Source organism: Streptomyces sp. B3I8 (assembly GCF_030816915.1).
Classification (GTDB): domain Bacteria; phylum Actinomycetota; class Actinomycetes; order Streptomycetales; family Streptomycetaceae; genus Streptomyces.
Map to the genome: position 1 here is coordinate 6063459 of NZ_JAUSYN010000002.1, position 17797 is coordinate 6081255.

Below are 17797 nucleotides of genomic sequence, written 5' to 3' on the forward strand. Positions count from 1 at the left end.
ACTACTTCCCCTGTTCCTTCGGCGTGGGCCGGCCGGGCTGTTCGCCGCCGCGCTCCTTGATGTACGTCTCGGTGGGCACCATCACCTTGCGGCGGAACACGCACACCAGCGTGCCGTCCTGCTTGATGCCCCTGGTCTCGACGTGCACGATGCCGCGGTCGTCCTTCGACTTCGACGGCCACTTGTCCAGCACGGTCGTCTCGCCGTAGAGGGTGTCGCCGTGGAAGGTCGGTGCCACGTGTCGCAGCGACTCGATCTCCAGATTGGCGATCGCCTTGCCGGACACGTCCGGGACGGACATGCCGAGCAGCAGGGAGTAGACGTAGTTGCCGACGACGACGTTGCGGCCGAAGTCGGTGCTCTCCCCGGCGTAGTGGGCGTCCAGGTGGAGCGGGTGGTGGTTCATGGTGAGGAGACAGAACAGGTGGTCGTCGTACTCGGTGACCGTCTTGCCGGGCCAGTGCCTGTAGACCGCCCCGACCTCGAACTCCTCGTAGGTGCGTCCGAACTGCATGCTGCTCACGCCTCCGGGATCTCGAACCTCGAGGTACGGGTCATGCCGGCCGCCCGTCCCTTGCCCGCGACGACCAGCGCCATCTTGCGGCTGGCCTCGTCGATCATCTCGTCGCCGAGCATCGCCGAGCCCTTCCTGCCGCCCGCCTCGGACGTGCAGTACTCGTACGCGTCCAGGATCAGCTCGGCGTGGTCGTAGTCCTCCTGCGAGGGCGAGAACACCTCGTTGGCGGCGTCGACCTGGCCGGGGTGCAGCACCCACTTGCCGTCGAAGCCGAGCGCGGCGGCGCGGCCGGCCACCTCGCGGAAGCCGTCGACGTTGCGGATCTGCAGGTAGGGGCCGTCGATCGCCTGGAGGTCGTTGGCGCGCGCCGCCATCAGGATCTTCATCAGGATGAAGTGATAGGCGTCCGCCGGATAGCCGGGCGGCTGCTCGCCCACGACGAGGGACTTCATGTTGATGGACGCCATGAAGTCGGCCGGGCCGAAGATGATGGTCTCCAGCCGCGGGGAGGCCTCCGCGATCGCGTTCACGTTGTTCAGGCCGCGCGCGTTCTCGATCTGCGCCTCGATGCCGATGCGGCCCACCTCGAAGCCCATCGTCTTCTCGATCTGCGTCAGCAGCAGGTCGAGGGCGACGACCTGGGAGGCGTCCTGGACCTTCGGCAGCATGAGGCAGTCCAGGTTCGGGCCCGCGCCCTCCACGACCGTCACGACGTCGCGGTAGGTCCACTCGGTCGTCCAGTCGTTGACCCGCACCACCCGGGTCTTGCCGGTCCAGTCGCCCTCGTTGAGGAACTTGACGACGGTGTGCCGCGCCTCGGGCTTGGCGAGCGGCGCGCACGCGTCCTCCAGGTCCAGGAAGACCTGGTCCGCCGGGAGGCCCTGCGCCTTCTCCAGGAAGCGCGGATTGCTTCCGGGGACCGCCAGACAGGAGCGGCGGGGGCGGAGCCGGTTCACCTGGGGAGCGGGGGTTGTCATGCGGGGACCTCCAGGGGTTCGAGCCCGGGTTCGAGCAGCGGTTCGAGCTGGTTGGCGTGGCGGATCTCGTCGACGATACGGCCGATGATCCCGGTGATGTCGAAGTCCTTCGGGGTGAAGACCGCGGCCACTCCGGCGGCCCGCAGTGCCTCGGCGTCGGCGTTCGGGATGATCCCGCCGGCGATCACCGGGATGTCGGCCGCGCCGGCCGCGCGCAGCCGCTCCAGCACGTCCGGCACGAGGCGCGCGTGCGAACCGGAGAGGACCGACAGGCCCACCGCGTGCACGTCCTCGGCGAGGGCGGCGTCCACTATCTGCTCGGGGGTGAGCCGGATGCCCTGGTACACCACCTCGAAGCCGGCGTCCCGGGCCCGTACGGCGATCTGCTCGGCCCCGTTGGAGTGCCCGTCCAGGCCGGGCTTGCCGACCAGGAACCGCAGCTTGCCGACGCCGAGGTCGCGGGCGGTCAGCTCCACCCGGCGGCGCACCCGGGACAGGGCCGAGCCCTCCCGCGCGGTGACCGCCACCGGGGCGGCCGAGACGCCGGTCGGCGCCCGGTACTCGCCGAACACCTCGCGCAGCGCCCCCGCCCACTCGCCGGTCGTGACCCCGGCGCGGGCGCACTCCAGGGTGGCCGCCATGAGGTTGTCGGTGCCCCTGGCGGCCTCCCGCAGCTTCTCCAGCGCCTTGCAGGGGCGCGGATGATTGAAGGGGGGCTGGTAGCGGGTGTCCCGCCACTGCTGGAGCGCGGCGACGACACGGGCCTCCACCGCCGGGTCCACCGTCTGTATCGCGGTGTCCAGGTCGGCGGTGAGCGGGCTCGGCTCGGTGGTCTCGAAGGCGTTGACGCCGACGATCCGCTCCTCGCCGGACTCGATCCGGGCCCGCCGCCCGGCGTGCGAGGCGACCAGCTGCGACTTGAGGTAACCCGACTCGACGGCGGCCATCGCGCCGCCCATCTCCTCGATCCGCCCGATCTCCGCGAACGCCGCGTCGACCAGCTCGTCGACCTTAGCCTCGATCACCTTCGAGCCCTCGAAGAGGTCCTCGTACTCCAGCAGGTCGCTCTCGTGCGCCAGCACCTGCTGGATGCGCAGCGACCACTGCTGGTCCCAGGGCCGGGGCAGCCCCAGCGCCTCGTTCCAGGCGGGAAGCTGCACGGCGCGCGCCCGCGCGTCCTTGGAGAGGGTGACCGCGAGCATCTCCAGCACGATCCGCTGGACGTTGTTCTCCGGCTGCGCCTCGGTCAGCCCCAGGGAGTTGACCTGGACGCCGTACCGGAAGCGCCGGTGCCTGGGGTCCTCGATGCCGTACCGCTCACGGGTGATCCGGTCCCAGATGCGGCCGAACGCCCGCATCTTGCACATCTCCTCGACGAAGCGGACGCCCGCGTTGACGAAGAAGGAGATCCGGCCGACGACGTCGCCCATGCGCTCCCGCGGCACCTGCCCGCCGTCGCGCACCGCGTCGAGCACGGCGATCGCGGTGGACATCGCGTACGCGATCTCCTGCACCGGTGTGGCGCCCGCCTCCTGCAGGTGGTAGCTGCAGATGTTGATGGGGTTCCACTTGGGCAGGTGGGTGACCGTGTACGCGATCATGTCCGTCGTCAGGCGGAGCGAGGGGCCTGGTGGGAAGACGTGCGTCCCCCGGGACAGGTACTCCTTGACGATGTCGTTCTGCGTCGTCCCCTGGAGCTCGCTCACATCGGCACCCTGTTCCTCCGCGACCACCTGGTAGAGCGCCAGCAGCCACATGGCGGTGGCGTTGATGGTCATGGAGGTGTTCATCCGCTCCAGCGGGATGTCCTGGAACAGCCGGCGCATGTCACCGAGGTGCGAGACGGGCACCCCGACCCGGCCCACCTCGCCGCGGGCGAGGACGTGATCGGCGTCGTAGCCGGTCTGCGTCGGCAGGTCGAACGCGACCGACAGACCCGTCTGGCCCTTGGCGAGGTTGCGCCGGTACAGCTCGTTGGACGCCTCGGCGGTGGAGTGGCCGGCGTAGGTGCGCATGAGCCACGGCCGGTCCTTGCGACGTTCACTCATCTGCGCCTCCTAGACGTCGCGGAAGCGGTTGATGGCGGTGGCGTGCCGGGCGCGCTTCTCCTCGTCGCGCACGCCGAGACCCTCCTTCGGGGCCAGACACAGCACGCCGACCTTGCCCTGGTGGAGGTTGCGGTGCACGTCGTACGCCGCCTGGCCGGTGTCCTTGAGCGGGTACACCTTGGACAGCGTCGGGTGGATCTTCCCCTTCGCCACGAGCCGGTTGGCCTCCCAGGCCTCGCGGTAGTTGGCGAAGTGCGAGCCGATGATCCGCTTCAGGGACATCCACAGGTAGCGGTTGTCGTACTGGTGCAGATAGCCCGAGGTCGAGGCGCAGGTGGTGATGGTGCCGCCCTTGCGCGTCACGTAGACGCTCGCGCCGAACGTCTCGCGGCCGGGGTGCTCGAAGACGATGTCGATGTCCTCGCCGCCGGTGAGTTCGCGGATGCGCTTGCCGAACCGCTTCCACTCCTTGGGGTCCTGGGTGTGCTCGTCCTTCCAGAACCGGTAGTCCTCGGCGTTGCGGTCGATGATCGCCTCGGCGCCCATGGCCCGGCAGATCTCCGCCTTCTGCGGCGAGGAGACGACGCAGACGGGGGTGGCGCCGCCGGCCAGCGCGAACTGCGTGGCGTAGGAGCCGAGTCCGCCGCTCGCGCCCCAGATGAGCACGTTGTCGCCCTGCTTCATGCCGGCCCCGTTGCGGGAGACGAGCTGGCGGTAGGCGGTGGAGTTGACGAGGCCGGGGGCGGCGGCCTCCTCCCAGCTGAGGTGGTCCGGCTTGGGCATGAGCTGGTTGGACTTGACGAGGGCGACCTCGGCGAGGCCGCCGAAGTTGGTCTCGAAGCCCCAGATGCGCTGCTCGGGGTCGAGCATCGTGTCGTTGTGCCCGTCGGACGACTCCAGCTCGACGGACAGACAGTGCGCGACGACCTCGTCGCCGGGCTTCCAGGAGTTGACGCCGGGGCCGGTGCGCAGGACGACGCCGGCGAGGTCGGAGCCGATGACGTGGTACGGCAGGTCGTGGCGTTTGGTGAGTTCGCTGACGCGGCCGTAGCGCTCCAGGAAGGCGAAGGTGGAGAGCGGCTCGAAGATCGACGTCCACACCGAGTTGTAGTTGACCGAGGAGGCCATCACGGCGACCAGGGCCTCGCCCGGGCCGAGTTCGGGGACCGGGACCTCATCCAGGTGGAGCGACTTGCGGGGGTCCTTGTCGCGGGTGTCGATGCCCTCGAACATGTCCGTCTCGTCCTTGTGCACGGTCATCGCGCGGTACGAGTCGGGGAGCGGGAGTGCGGCGTAGTCGGCGGGCGTGGCCGCTCCCGACTGGATCGCGTCCAGGAATTCCTTCACGGTGTGCCTCCGGCGAATGGCGTCTTGGGGGAGGGGTGCCGTCGGTTCGGCTGAGGTGTGCGGGGGGCGCGGGTGGCGCGAGAGGGGGCAGGGGTTGTGCGGAGGGGTGCGCGGGGTGCGTGCGCGGTGCGAGGGGTGCCTGTGACGCAGGCGTCCGGGCGGGCGGCGGGGGCCGCCGGGGACAGGCCGGCGTACGGGGGATTGCGCCGTGCGCCGGTCGCTCGGACATGACCAACGTATGGCACGGTGTGTCAGGGCGCAAGGCACGCAGTGCCAAGAAATGGTCTCAGGTGATTTTTGGCGCGCTCGGATGAGCGATGATCGATCAGGCAGGGGTGGGGATGGCGGGGTGGCGGTGCGGGGCGCGTGCCGAGCTAAGGGCTGTCCCGTAATCCCCGGCGGGCGCGCGACGACAGCTACGGCACCTCGCCGCGTTGTCGGAACGTCCGCATACATCCAGTATGCGGACGCCCCTCCGCCTTGCCGCCGCACGCACCGGACCCCGCTCGGGTCGGTCGAAGACGTACCGCGCCTCCCGGCCGGCCTGATCCAGACGAAAGACCCTAGCGGTGGGCCTTCAGGGCTGCCTCGATCGTGCGCATGACCTCGTCCAGGGGGGCGTCCGTGCGGGCCACGGTGACCAGGACCTCGCCCTGGGAGGTGGTGGTCGCCGGGGGTGCCGTGGGCGGTGTCGTGTCGCGGCCGGCGCCGATGCCCGTGCCGAACGTCCTGCGGACGATCGCGAAGGCATGGTCGAGCTGGGTCTCGACGTCGCCCTGGCCGTCCGCCCGCAGCCAGCGGCGCAGTACGTGGTTGTGGGCGGTGACCACTGCCGACGCGGCGACCTCCGCGAGCAGCGGGTCGTCGTTCGCGTCGTCCGCGTGCGCCCGCTCGTCGAAGTGGCCCAGCAGATAGCGGGTGAACAGCCGCTCGTAGCGGGCGACCGACGCGATCTCCGCCTCCCGCAGTGTCGGCACCTCGCGCGTCAGCCGGTAGCGCGCCACCGAGATCTCCGGCTGCGCCGCGTACATCCGCATGACTTCCTTGATGCCGCGGCACACCGTGTCGAGCGGGTGTTCGTGCGCCGGTGCGGCGTGGAGCACGGCCTCGGCGCGGACCAGGGTGTCGTCATGGTCCGGGAAGATCGCCTCTTCCTTGGAGCGGAAGTGGCGGAAGAAGGTCCGGCGGGCGACCCCGGCGGCCGCCGCGATCTCGTCGACCGTGGTCGCCTCGTACCCCTTCGTGGAGAAAAGCTCCATGGCCGCCGCGGCCAACTCGCGGCGCATCTTCAGCCGCTGGGCGGCGGCGCGGCTGCCGGCGGCGCTCTCCGGCGCGTCGGTCGAGGCGGCGAGACGTGAGGACCTGGCGGGCTGGGGCATGCCCCGAACGTACTGCATGTGCGCAGCGTGGTGGGCATGTCCCCGGCTTTCCGGCCCCCTCGGGGACGGGGGCGGGGATGAGTGCGGCGGCGGGTGCGGGGGCCCGGGCGGGGCGGTCGGATCGAGGAGTCCGCCCCATTCCCGCCCCACGGGCGGGACGGCGCCCGGGAACCGGCGGCGGGCACGCTCCCTCCGGGCCGCGCCGGGCGGTGGGGCACCCGCGCCGGGCGGTCCGGCATCGGGCGGTCCGACGCCCGCCCGCTCGGCTCCCCGCCGCTCGGCGCCGGACGGTTCGGGCCCCCGCCGCTCAGCGCCGGGCATGTTCGCGGAAGCCACGGCCCGTCTTGCGGCCGAGGCAGCCGGCGGCCACCAGATGCTCCAGGAGCGGCGCGGGTGCCAGGCCCGGGTCGCGGAACTCGCGGTGCAGGACCTTCTCGATGGCCAGGGAGACGTCGAGACCGACCACGTCGAGCAGTTCGAACGGGCCCATCGGGTAGCCGCCGCCCAGCCGCATCGCCGCGTCGATGTCGTCGAGCGTCGCGTAGTGCTCCTCCACCATCTTGACCGCGTTGTTCAGGTACGGGAACAGCAGCGCGTTGACGATGAAACCGGCGCGGTCGCCGCAGTCCACCGGGTGCTTGCGTATGTGGGCGCACACCTCGCGGACGGTGGCGTGGACGTCGTCCGAGGTCAGCACCGTGCGGACCACCTCGACCAGCTTCATCGCGGGGGCCGGGTTGAAGAAGTGCATGCCGATCACGGACTGCGGGCGCGAGGTGGCGCGGGCGCAGGCGACGACCGGCAGCGAGGAGGTGGTGGTGGCCAGCACCGCACCCGGCTTGCACACCTTGTCCAGCGTGGCGAAGAGCTGCTTCTTGACGTCCAGGTCCTCGGCCACCGCCTCCACCGCGAGGTCGACGTCGGCGAAGGCGTCGAGGGAGTCGGCCGGGGTGATGCGGTCCAGGGTCGCCGCGGCCGCCTCCACCGACATCCGGCCCTTGTCCACCGAGCGGGACAGCGACCTGCCGATCCTGGCCCGCGCGGCCGCCGCCTTCTCCTCGGTGCGGGCGGCGAGGACGACGTCGTAACCGGCCTTGGCGAACACCTCCGCGATCCCGGACGCCATGGTGCCGCTGCCGGCCACGCCCACCGAGCGGACCGGGCGGGCGGTGCCGGTGGCCGGGCCGCCGGTGAGCGGGGTCAGCGCGTCCCGCACGACCGTCGTACTGCCGGGCGCCTCATAGGTGTAGAAGCCGCGGCCCGACTTGCGGCCGGTCAGCCCCGCCTCGCTGAGCTGGCGCAGGACGGGCGCGGGGGCGTGCAACCGGTCCCGCGAGGCGGCGTACATCGCCTCCAGGACCGTGCGCGCGGTGTCGACGCCGATCAGGTCCAGCAGCGCCAACGGGCCCATCGGCAGACCGCAGCCCAGGCGCATCGCGGCGTCGATGTCCTCGCGGGAGGCGTACTTCGCCTCGTACATCGCGGCGGCCTGGTTGAGGTATCCGAACAGCAGCCCGTCGGCGACGAAGCCGGGGCGGTCGCCGACCGCGACCGGCTCCTTGCCCAGGTCCAGGGCGAGGTCCGTGACGGCGGTCACGGCGGCGGGGGCGGTGAGCACCGAGGAGACGACCTCGACGAGCCGCATCGCCGGGGCCGGGTTGAAGAAGTGCAGGCCGAGCACGCGCTCGGGGCGGGCGGACTCGGCGGCGAGCCGGGTGACGGAGAGCGCGTTGGTGCCGGTCGCCAGGATCGCGTCCGGGCGCACGACCGCGTCGAGCTCCCGGAACACCTGCTGCTTGATGTCGTACGACTCCGGAACCACCTCGATCACCAGGTCGGCGTCGGCCGCCGCCCGGAGGTCGGTGAAGGTGCGGAAGCGGGCGAGGACGTCGCCGCGCCGGTCCTCGGTGAGCCGGCCGCGCGCCACGGAACGGGCGGTGGCCGCCTCCAGGGCGGCGACGGCCCGGGTGGCCGCGGCCTCGCTGACGTCGATGCCGACGACCTCGCGGCCGGCCTGGGCGAGGACCTCGGCGATGCCGGTGCCCATGGTGCCGAGGCCGACGACGGCGACGATCCGGAACGGGGACAGGGAAGGGTCGGAGAGGGGAGCGGCCATCGCGGGACTCCAGGGATGTGGGTGACGACGGGAGACACGCACGTCGTGCGCCGGACGGCGCACCGGAATGCGTGCGGGATGAGGGTGTTGCGGTGAGAGGTGCGGGGGCCGCCGGGTCATGGGCACGACCGCCCGACGTCGCCACGGGCGTGCGCGCCCGCGCGGCGGCGGTGTTCGACCGGCCCTGTCCCCAGGCCGGGTCGCGCCGCGGTACCCGGGGAAAAGCTGGGTACCGAACCGACTGCTCCGTCCTCACGACGGCTGCGTCACCAAACCGCCATGAGGAGTACGCGACATACTGAGTGCGAGTGGGTGACCCGCTCGTCTGAGATTAACTCACGGGTAACGAGCGCGCCAGACCCTATCCTTCGGGGTTCCCCCGTCGTGTCCGGGCATGTTCGTGATCCGCGTCCCGCGTCGGCGGCGCCGCCTCTAATCTCGGGGCATGGACGAAGAGTTGCGATCACTCACGGAGCGCTTACGGCGCGAGGCGGGCGGCGGCGCGGCCTACGAACATCTGGTGACCACCGAGGACCCCGACGCACTCGCGGCCGTCCTCACCGAACCCGGCCGCCCGCTGTGGGCGCGGGAACTGGCCGCCTTCCGACTCGGTCTGGCCGGCGACCGCCGCGCCTTCGAGTCGCTCGTCCTCCTGCTCAACCACCGCGACCCCGCCCCGCTGCGCCTCCGCCGCCCACGCGCTGGCACGCCTCGGCGACCCCCGCACGGCCCGCGCGGCCGCCGCCCTCGCCACCAACGAACTGCGCGTCGCCTACGCCCTGCACCCCGTACGCCTGCTCACCGCGCTAGGCGCCCCCGAGGCCGTACCGGCACTGATCACCACGCTGCGCCGCCGCTTGCGCCCGCACGATCCGTACCGCCGCGTGGCCCTGGCCTGCGTCGAGGGTCTGGGCATCCTGGGCGACCCGCGCGCCACGCCCGTTCTGCGCGAGGCCCTGGCCCACCCGGCCCTGGCCGAGGCGGCGGTACGGGCCCTCGGGCGCATGCCGGGCGCGCGGTGAGCGACTGAGCCCGCGGGCCGAGGGCGCTCGCACGGACGGGAAGCGGGACGGGGGCCGGCTCACGGGGCCACGACCGCGAGTGCCTCGACCTCCCTCAGGCCACTAGGGGCGCACCAGCGCGGCGACCTGTATCGCGGAGGCGGCCGGCAGCCGGTCGTCGGGTATGCGGGCGGCGCGGGCCGCGCGGATCGCGGGCGTGTGGGCCATGTCCGTGACGAAGAAGGTCAGTTTCACCACGTCGCCGAAGCGCGCCCCGGCCGCGGCCAGGCAGCGGCGGAGGTTCTCGAAGACCTGACGGGCCTGCGCCGCCGCTTCGCCCTCGCCGACGATCCCGCCGTCCTCGTCCAGCGCGAGCCGGCCCGAGACGGCCACGAACCGGCCGGTGGCGGCGACGACATGGCTGTACCGGGCGGCGGGGGCCACCCCGTCGGGGGCCGGGATGCGGGTCGGCTGACTCATGGGTCCATGCTGGACCATGGGTCTGACAACGCGGCCCGCCGCCCGCCCCCGCCCGGTCGCGGGTCGGCCCGTTCAGCCCCGGAAGCCGAGCAGCCCGTGCAGCTTCGAGCCGCGTGAGGGGTTCGGGGCCGTCCGGGACGCCGTTTCGGACGACGGCGTCGTCTGTGCCGGCAGCGGCTTCGGGGCGGGGAGGGTGGCACAGGTCGCGTCGGCCTCGCCCCGGCCGTGCGGGACCTTTCCGGTGCGCAGATACGCCGCCAGGTGGCCGTCCAGGCAGGTGTTGCCGCTCAGGGTGATGCCGTGGTTGCCGCCGCCCTCCTCGACGACCAGGCCGGAACCGCGCAGCAGGTGATGCATCGTCACCCCGCCCTCGTACGGCGTGGCCGCGTCGTCGGTGGCCTGGAACAGCAGGACCGGCGGGAGCTTGTCGTTGGTCACGTCCACGGGCTGCTTCGCCCGCGTCGGCCAGAACGCGCACGGCGCGTTGTACCAGGCGTTGTTCCAGGCCATGAACGGCGCCTTGGCGTACACCGCCCAACTGTCCTCGCGCCACCGCTCCCAGTCCCGCGGCCAGCCCGCGTCACGGCACTGCACCGCGGTATAGACGCTGTACCCGTTGTCGCCCCCGGCGTCGACCGCGCCGAACGTCCGGTACGCGTCGACCAGCGCGCCGGCGTCCTTGTCGTGGACGTACGCCGCGAACGCCCCGGCCAGGTGGGGCCAGTAGCCGTCGTAGTAGCCGCCCGGGATGAACGTGTCCTCCAGCTCGGCGGCGCCCACCTTGCCGCCGGCCGGGTGCGCGGCGACCGCCGCCCGCATCGCGTACCACTCGGTCTCGACCCGGGCGGGGTCGGTGCCGAGCCCGTACGCCGCGTCGTGTGCGGCGACCCAGGCCAGGAACGCCCGGTGCCGGTCGTCGAAGGCGTGATCCTGCTGGAGGTTGTCGTCGTACCAGACGCCCCTCGGGTCCACGATCGAGTCCAGCACCAGCCGCCGCACCCGCTGCGGATAGAGCTTGGCGTAGACGGCGCCCAGGTAGGTGCCGTACGAGTACCCGAAGTAGTTGATCTTCTTCGCGCCGAGCGCCCGGCGCATCGCGTCCATGTCGCGCGCGGCGCTGACCGTGTCCAGGTACGGCAGCAGGTCCTTGTACTTGGCGCCGCACGCCTGCGCGAAGGAGCGGGCGCGGGACAGGTTCGCCTGTTCGAGCGCGGGTGTGTGCGGCACGGTGTCGGGGCGCACGGGATCGAAGTGTCCCGGCGCGCAGTCCAGCGCCGGGGTGCTCGCGCCCACACCGCGCGGGTCGAAGCCGATCACGTCGTACTGGGCCGCCACCGCCTTCGGCAGCGAGGAGGCGACGAAACCGGCGAGACTCCGCCCGCTGCCGCCCGGCCCGCCGGGGTTGACCAGGAGCGGACCCTGGAAGGCGCGGGCGGTGTGCGGGACGCGGGAGAGGGCGAGGGTGATCTTGCGGCCGTTCGGCTCGGCGTGGTCGAGCGGCACCTTCAGGGTCGCGCACTGGAGGGTGGGGTGGTCGCCGGTGGCGCACTTCTTCCAGGCGAGCCTCGTCGCACCGGTGGCGCGGGTGCCCGCGGAGAGCGCGCCGGTGGTGGACGTCACCGCGGTGGACGTCACGGCGTGTGGGGCGGTGCTCGCCCCGGCCTGGGCGCCGGCCGGCAGCCCCGCCATCACGATCGCCGCACCGCACAGCACCGCTGCGGTTCTTCTCATGCCGGGCCTCCCAGGACGTGGGACAGGACGCGGAATCCGCGCCCGGGAGGGGCACGGTCCTCGCCGCATCGTCCCGGGAAGCGCGCCCCGGGGAACCCGTTCCGCGGAATTTCAGCCGATCGGGCCGCGGGATGCGCCCAGGTGCCGTCCGCCCGGCCGCCGACGGCTCAGAGCAGGGTGAGTTGGGTGGGGGCGGGTGGCGCCGTCGGATCGAGGGGCTCGTCGGGTCCGTGGCCGGCCGGCCGGATCCTGCGCGGCATCCCCGTGCGCGTGGGGCCGATCCCGTACTCCCGCGCCAGTTCGTGCACCTGACGGGTGATCCGGCGCTGATACCACGTCGGGGCGTAGGCGCCCGCCGCGTACAGGCGCTCGTAACGGCGCACGAGGTGCGGGTGGTGGTGCGTCAGCCAGGCCATGAACCACTCGCGCGCCCCCGGCCGCAGATGCAGCACCAGGGGGGTCACCGAGGTCGCCCCGGACGCGGCGATCGCCCGTACGGTGGCCCGGAGCTGCTCGGGGTGGTCGCCGAGGAACGGGATGACCGGCGCCATCAGGACCCCGCAGCCGATGCCGTGCTCGCTCAGGACGCGGACGACCTCAAGGCGCCGTTCCGGGGCCGGGGTGCCCGGCTCGACCGTGCGCCACAGCGTGGCGTCGGTGAACCCCACCGAGACGGAGATGCCGACGTCGGTGACCTCGCAGGCCTGCTTCAGCAGGTCCAGGTCGCGCAGGATCAGGGTGCCCTTGGTGAGGATCGAGAACGGGTTGGCGCGGTCGCGCAGGGCGGCGATGATCCCCGGCATCAGCCGGTAGCGCCCCTCGGCCCGCTGGTAGCAGTCCACGTTGGTGCCCATCGCGATGTGCTCGCCGGTCCAGCGCGGCGAGGCGAGCTGCCGGCGCAGCAGTTCGGGGGCGTTCACCTTCACCACGATCTGCGAGTCGAAGCCGAGGCCCGTGTCGAGGTCCAGATAGCTGTGCGTCTTGCGGGCGAAGCAGTACACGCACGCGTGCGTGCAGCCCCGGTACGGGTTGACCGTCCATTCGAACGGCATGCGTGAGGCGCCCGGCACACGGTTCACGATCGAACGGGCGCGTACCTCGTGGAACGTGATCCCGCGGAACTCAGGGGTGTCGAACGTGCGTGTGGTCACCGCGTCCGCACCGAACAGCGCGGCGTCGCGGGCGCGGTCCCTGGTGGGATCGGCGAGGTTCTCCCAGCGCATGGCGCCTCCTCGGGTAGTACTGCGGAACCCAGAATAGAACATACGTTCCCTTGATCGAGTGAGCGGAGTCGCTCGTGTGTTCTATATGTAGGGGTGGCGGTCCCGGCCTGCGTCTTTTCCGGTGGATTCGGACCCTCGCCCGGCGTGGCGCACGGCGCGTGCGCCGGGGCTCGGGTGCGTACGGTCACGGTCCGCGTCCGCGCGCCGCCCGGGGTGTGGTGGGATTGGCGGTGCCGTACTCCGTCACACGTACAGGAAGAGGAACGTCATGGCGCAGGTCGAGGCCACCACCGAGCGGATCATCGCCGCGGACGCGGAGAAGGTGTTCGACTCCCTGGCCGACTACACCGGCACGCGCGCGAAGCTGCTGCCCGAGCACTTCAGCGAGTACGAGGTGCGTGAGGGCGGTGACGGCGAGGGCACCCTCGTCCACTGGAAGCTCCAGGCCACGAGCAAGCGCGTCCGTGACTGCCTGCTCGAGGTCAGCGAACCGACCGACGGGGAGCTGGTCGAGAAGGACCGCAACTCGTCCATGGTCACGACGTGGCGGGTGACGCCGGCGGGCGAGGGCCGGGCCCGGGTCGTCGTCACGGCCACGTGGAACGGCGCGGGGGGTATCGGCGGCTTCTTCGAGAAGACGTTCGCGCCGAAGGGACTGGGGCGGATTTACGACGCGGTGCTTGTGCGGCTCGCCGCGGAGACGGAGAAGTAGGAGGCGGTGCCCCTTGGGGGCGGAGCCCCCTGAATGCCTCCGCGTCCAGGCGGTCCGCCCCCTGTACCCCGCCGGTGAGGGTGGTTGGGGTGCGTGGGGGCGTGCGGGTGCGCTGTGGCTGGTCGCGCAGTTCCCCGCGCCCTTGCGGGTTGGCCGGGGGCGGCCGTGGTCAGTGGGCGCCCCCCCCGTCTCGACATGCCGGGCCCTTCCCCTCCTCCCCTCCTCCCCTTGCCCCGTACCCGCCCTTTCACTGGATCGGGTGGTTCGTGCTGTGGCTCTTGCGTTCGGCGTAACTCCGTGCGGTGGCGCGGAGTTGGCTGGGGGCGCGGGCCGGGCGCGAAGGGTGTGGAGGGGAGCGTGGCGTGGGCGGGATCACTCTGACGCAAGTCAAGACGGATCTCGCGTCCCCGCCCGCCCCCGAACCACCGCCTCCGCCCTCACCTCCGCCTTCGGGCGCCCCGCTCGCCCCGCGGCGCGTCCGGCTGGTCTTCCTCGGGCTGATGCTCGCGCTGCTGCCCGCCGCGCTGGACCAGATGATCGTCGCCACCGCGCTGCCCCGGATCGTGGGCGAGCTGCACGGGCTGGACAGGATGTCCTGGGCCGTCACGGCGTACCTGCTCACCGCGACCGTCGGACTTCCCGTCCATGGCAAGGCCGGTGACCTCTTCGGCCGCAAGGGGGTCTTCCAGTTCGCCATCCTGGTCTTCGTCGTCGGCTCCGCGCCGGCGGGGCGGGCCGGGAGCATGGACCAGCTGATCGCCTGCCGGGCGGTCCAAGGCATCGGCGCCGGCGGGCTCGTGATCGGCGTGCAGGCGATCATCGGCGACATCGTGCCGCCCCGCGCCCGTGGTCGCTACATGGGAGCGATCGGTGCCGCCTTCGGACTCACCCCGCGACCGGTCCGCACGCTCCCGCCCGACCTGCGGGACGCCTATGCGCGCGCGTACGCCGACGCGATGCCGCGCATCTTCCTCCACCTGGTGCCGGTCCTCGTCCTCGGGCTGCTCATCGCCTGCTTCCTCAAGGAGAAACCGCTGGTGTCCCACCCCACCCCCGCCGACACCCCCGCGCCCGCGCCCGCCACCGGGCAGGTCCCGCAGGCCCGTCTCTCCTACGTCGGCGGGGTGCCCGTCTGCGGCAGTGTGCAGCATCCCGACGGCACCGTCGTGCCGCGCGCGGCGCTCACCCTCATCGACGTCACCGGCGCGCAGATCGGGCGCGGCGCGAGCGGGGAGGACGGGCGGTACGCGCTGGCGACGCCCGGGCCGGGGGCGTACGTGCTGATCGCGGCGGCCGGCGGGCACCAGCCGCAGGCGGTGTCGGTGACGGTCGGCGAGCGGCCCGTCGAACTGGACGTCGTCCTCGGAGGTGCCGGGCGGCTGGCGGGCAGTGTGCGCACCGCCGACGGGATGCCCGTGCGGGACGCGACGGTGACGCTCACCAACGCGCACGGCGAGGTCGTCGGGACGACGCGGAGCGCGGCGGAGGAGGGCTATCTGATCACCGAGCTGGTGGCCGGCGAGTACACGCTGGCGGCGAGCGCGCCCGCGTTCCGGCCGGCCGCGCTGCCGGTCACCGTGCACGCGTCCCGGGAGACCCGGCAGGACGTCGAGCTCGCGGGCGGGGCGGTGCTGCGGGGGACCGTGCGGGCGGGGGGCGGCCGGCCGGTGGAGGACGCGCGGGTGACGCTGCTGGATGCGGCGGGGAACGTCGTCGACTCGGTGACGACAGGGGCGGACGGGGTGTTCCGGTTCGTGGATCTGTCCTCGGGGGAGTACACGGTGATCGCGGCGGGGTATCCGCCGGTGGCGACGGTGCTGAGGATGGCGGGGGGCGGGCGGACGGAGCGGGACCTGCACCTGGGGCACGAGGACTGAGAGGGGCGCCCGGAGGGGGCGCGCCGAGGGGGTCTCGCCCCCGCCGCCCCTACCCTTCCCCTCCTCCGGGGGCTCCGCCCCCGGCCCCCCGGAAGATGCGCGGTGCCCCGCGCCCTCGTCGAGGGGCGCGGGGGCGAAAAACCGCGACGGAACGCGTACCGTTCCGGCATGAAGATCCTCCTCAGCGCCGACATGGAGGGCGCCACCGGCGTGACCTGGCCCGCCGACGTTCTCCCCGGCACCCCTCAATGGGAACGCTGCCGCTCGATGTTCACCTCCGACGTCAACGCCGCCGTCCAGGGGTTCTTCGACGGCGGCGCCGACGAGGTCCTCATCAACGAGGCGCACTGGACCATGCGCAACCTCCTTCTCGAACAGCTCGACGACCGCGCGCACATGCTCACCGGCCGCCACAAGCCGCTCTCCATGGTGGAGGGCATCCAGCACGGTGACGTCGACGGCATCGCCTTCCTCGGCTACCACGCCGCCGCCGGCATGGAGGGCGTCCTCGCCCACACCTACCTCGCCAACCAGATCACCGGCGTCTGGCTGAACGACGTACGCGCCAGCGAGGGCCTGCTCAACGCGCACGTCGCCGCCGAGTACGGCGTCCCCGTCGTCCTCGTCACCGGCGACGACGTGACCTGCGAGGACGCCCTCGGCTACGCGCCCGAGGCGCTGAAGGTCGCGGTCAAGGACCACGTCTCCCGGTACGCGGCCGTCTGCCGCACCCCCGCCCGCACCGCCGCCGACATCCGCGCCGCCGCCAAGGACGCGGCCGCCCTCGCCGTCCGCCACGCGCCCGCGCAGGGCGGCCCGTTCACCGTCGCGGTGGAGTTCGACGCCGAGCACCTCGCCGCCGCCACCACCGTCGTCCCGGGCGTCGCCCGCGCCGGCGAGCGCAAGGTGGCGTACACCAGCGCCACCATGTACGAGGGCATCCGCACCTTCAAGGCGGTCACCACGATCGCCTCGGCCGCCGTGGAGGAGCAGTATGGCTGACGACACCCCCCGGTCCGCGGAACCCGCCGCTTCCGCCGATCCCGCCGAACACCGGGTGGCGGAGCGGGCGTTGGAGGAGGTGGTGCGGTTCACCTCCGACCTCGTCCGTATCGACACCACCAACCGCGGCGGCGGCGACTGCCGGGAGCGGCCCGCGGCCGAGTACGCGGCGGCCCGGCTCGCCGAGGCCGGGCTGGAACCGGTGCTGCTCGAGCGCACGCCGGGTCGCACCAACGTCGTCGCCCGGCTGGCCGGCACCGACCCCGCCGCCGACGCGCTGCTGGTCCACGGCCACCTCGACGTCGTCCCCGCGCAGGCCGACGAGTGGAGCGTGCACCCGTTCTCCGGCGAGGTGCGCGACGGCGTCGTGTGGGGGCGCGGCACCGTCGACATGAAGAACATGGACGCGATGATCCTCGCCGTCGTCCGCGACTGGGCGCGCGCGGGCGTGCGCCTCCGGCGCGACCTGGTGATCGCGTTCACCGCCGACGAGGAGGCGAGCGCCGTGGACGGCTCCGGCTTCCTCGCCGACCACCACCCCGGGCTGTTCGAGGGGTGCACGGAGGCCATCGGCGAGTCGGGCGCGTTCACCTTCCACGACGGCGCCGGACACCGCATCTACCCCATCGCGGCGGGGGAGCGCGGCACCGGCTGGCTCAAGCTCACCGCGCGCGGGCGCGCGGGGCACGGCTCCAAGGTCAACCGCGACAACGCGGTCACCCGGCTCGCCGCGGCCGTCACCCGCATCGGCGAACACCGCTGGCCGCTGCGGCTCACGCCCACCGTCCGCGCCGCCCTCACCGAACTCGCCGCGCTGTACGGCATCGAGACGGACCTGTACGGCACCGACGCCGCGGCCGAGGTCGACGCCCTCCTGGACAAGCTCGGCCCCGCCGCCGCACTCGTCGAGGCCACCGTCCGCAACAGCGCCAACCCGACCATGCTCACCGCCGGTTACAAGGTCAACGTCGTCCCCGGCGACGCCGTCGCCCACGTGGACGGGCGCTTCCTGCCCGGCGGCGAGGACGAGTTCCGCGAGACCCTGGACCGGCTCACCGGCCCCGACGTCGACTGGGAGTTCGAGCACCGGGAGGTGGCCCTGCAGGCCCCCGTGGACTCGCCGACGTACGCCCGGATGCGCGCGGCCGTCGAGGCGTTCGCGCCCGAGGGGCACGTGGTGCCGTACTGCATGTCGGGCGGCACCGACGCCAAGCAGTTCTCCCGGCTCGGCATCACCGGTTACGGGTTCGCCCCGCTGAGGCTCCCCGAGGGCTTCGACCACCAGGCGATGTTCCACGGCGTCGACGAACGCGTGCCCGTCGAGGCACTCCACTTCGGCGTCCACGTCCTCGACCGCTTCCTGCGCACGGTCTGAGGAGGACCACGG

12 protein-coding genes and 2 pseudogenes are annotated in these 17797 nt (G+C 72.6%); 5 read left to right on the forward strand and 9 right to left on the reverse strand.

What is annotated here, in order from left to right; translation table 11 throughout:
- Nucleotide 1: 1 nt before the first annotated feature.
- From QFZ64_RS29060 to QFZ64_RS29085, 6 genes are all read right to left on the reverse strand, one after another.
- On the reverse strand, nt 2-514 hold the full coding sequence (locus QFZ64_RS29060) for a MaoC family dehydratase (RefSeq protein WP_307071907.1): 513 nt from the start codon (nt 512-514) through the stop codon (nt 2-4).
- Between the two features lie 5 nt (nt 515-519).
- Nucleotides 520-1494 (reverse strand): CoA ester lyase, encoded by a 975-nt coding sequence (locus QFZ64_RS29065; RefSeq protein WP_307070443.1) that lies wholly within the window; start codon nt 1492-1494, stop codon nt 520-522.
- Entirely contained in the window at nt 1491-3542 is a 2052-nt protein-coding gene (locus QFZ64_RS29070) for a protein meaA (protein WP_307070444.1), read from the reverse strand. The genes QFZ64_RS29065 and QFZ64_RS29070 overlap by 4 nt, the downstream gene beginning before the upstream one ends.
- Nucleotides 3543-3551: 9 nt before the next feature.
- On the reverse strand, nt 3552-4889 hold the full coding sequence (gene ccrA / locus QFZ64_RS29075) for a crotonyl-CoA carboxylase/reductase (protein WP_307070445.1): 1338 nt from the start codon (nt 4887-4889) through the stop codon (nt 3552-3554).
- A gap of 563 nt (nt 4890-5452) precedes the next feature.
- Complete coding sequence (locus QFZ64_RS29080) at nt 5453-6268, reverse strand: TetR family transcriptional regulator (protein ID WP_307070446.1); 816 nt, start codon at nt 6266-6268, stop codon at nt 5453-5455.
- Between the two features lie 307 nt (nt 6269-6575).
- Nucleotides 6576-8384, reverse strand: a complete 1809-nt coding sequence (locus tag QFZ64_RS29085; RefSeq protein ID WP_307070447.1) for a 3-hydroxyacyl-CoA dehydrogenase family protein — start codon at nt 8382-8384, stop codon at nt 6576-6578.
- A 445-nt stretch (nt 8385-8829) separates the two neighbouring features.
- On the opposite strand from QFZ64_RS29085, the pseudogene QFZ64_RS29090 reads away from it, so the two are divergent.
- Nucleotides 8830-9406: pseudogene (locus QFZ64_RS29090) on the forward strand (adenylosuccinate lyase).
- 59 nt (nt 9407-9465) lie between these two features.
- On the opposite strand, the pseudogene QFZ64_RS29095 reads toward QFZ64_RS29090, so the two are convergent.
- The 3 genes and pseudogenes from QFZ64_RS29095 to QFZ64_RS29105 all read right to left on the reverse strand — a co-directional run bounded on the left by QFZ64_RS29095 (nt 9466) and on the right by QFZ64_RS29105 (nt 12819).
- A pseudogene (locus QFZ64_RS29095) lies at nt 9466-9865 on the reverse strand (RidA family protein).
- Between the two features lie 72 nt (nt 9866-9937).
- Nucleotides 9938-11596, reverse strand: a complete 1659-nt coding sequence (locus QFZ64_RS29100; protein WP_307070448.1) for an alpha/beta hydrolase — start codon at nt 11594-11596, stop codon at nt 9938-9940.
- Nucleotides 11597-11763: 167 nt separating this feature from the next.
- Nucleotides 11764-12819 (reverse strand): Rv2578c family radical SAM protein, encoded by a 1056-nt coding sequence (locus tag QFZ64_RS29105; protein WP_307070449.1) that lies wholly within the window; start codon nt 12817-12819, stop codon nt 11764-11766.
- Nucleotides 12820-13087: 268 nt separating this feature from the next.
- On the opposite strand from QFZ64_RS29105, the gene QFZ64_RS29110 reads away from it, so the two are divergent.
- From QFZ64_RS29110 to QFZ64_RS29125, 4 genes are all read left to right on the forward strand, one after another.
- Nucleotides 13088-13531 carry an SRPBCC family protein gene (locus tag QFZ64_RS29110; RefSeq protein ID WP_307070450.1) on the forward strand — a complete coding sequence of 148 codons (444 nt, stop codon included), beginning with the start codon at nt 13088-13090 and terminating at the stop codon, nt 13529-13531.
- Nucleotides 13532-13902: 371 nt separating this feature from the next.
- On the forward strand, nt 13903-15408 hold the full coding sequence (locus tag QFZ64_RS29115) for an MFS transporter (RefSeq protein ID WP_373430777.1): 1506 nt from the start codon (nt 13903-13905) through the stop codon (nt 15406-15408).
- A gap of 168 nt (nt 15409-15576) precedes the next feature.
- Entirely contained in the window at nt 15577-16410 is an 834-nt protein-coding gene (locus tag QFZ64_RS29120; protein WP_307070452.1) for a M55 family metallopeptidase, read from the forward strand.
- On the forward strand, nt 16403-17785 hold the full coding sequence (locus tag QFZ64_RS29125; RefSeq protein WP_307070453.1) for a M20/M25/M40 family metallo-hydrolase: 1383 nt from the start codon (nt 16403-16405) through the stop codon (nt 17783-17785). The genes QFZ64_RS29120 and QFZ64_RS29125 overlap by 8 nt, the downstream gene beginning before the upstream one ends.
- The last annotated feature ends 12 nt before the right edge of the window (nt 17786-17797 follow it).

Coding starts and splice junctions, on each gene's coding strand:
- QFZ64_RS29085 (WP_307070447.1), bottom strand. CDS start 8,384: ATGGCCGCTCCCCTCTCCGACCCTTCCCTGTCCCCGTTCCGGATCGTC.
- QFZ64_RS29125 (WP_307070453.1), top strand. CDS start 16,403: ATGGCTGACGACACCCCCCGGTCCGCGGAACCCGCCGCTTCCGCCGAT.
- QFZ64_RS29080 (WP_307070446.1), bottom strand. CDS start 6,268: ATGCCCCAGCCCGCCAGGTCCTCACGTCTCGCCGCCTCGACCGACGCG.
- QFZ64_RS29100 (WP_307070448.1), bottom strand. CDS start 11,596: ATGAGAAGAACCGCAGCGGTGCTGTGCGGTGCGGCGATCGTGATGGCG.
- QFZ64_RS29065 (WP_307070443.1), bottom strand. CDS start 1,494: ATGACAACCCCCGCTCCCCAGGTGAACCGGCTCCGCCCCCGCCGCTCC.
- QFZ64_RS29070 (WP_307070444.1), bottom strand. CDS start 3,542: ATGAGTGAACGTCGCAAGGACCGGCCGTGGCTCATGCGCACCTACGCC.
- QFZ64_RS29060 (WP_307071907.1), bottom strand. CDS start 514: ATGCAGTTCGGACGCACCTACGAGGAGTTCGAGGTCGGGGCGGTCTAC.
- QFZ64_RS29110 (WP_307070450.1), top strand. CDS start 13,088: ATGGCGCAGGTCGAGGCCACCACCGAGCGGATCATCGCCGCGGACGCG.
- QFZ64_RS29105 (WP_307070449.1), bottom strand. CDS start 12,819: ATGCGCTGGGAGAACCTCGCCGATCCCACCAGGGACCGCGCCCGCGAC.
- QFZ64_RS29120 (WP_307070452.1), top strand. CDS start 15,577: ATGAAGATCCTCCTCAGCGCCGACATGGAGGGCGCCACCGGCGTGACC.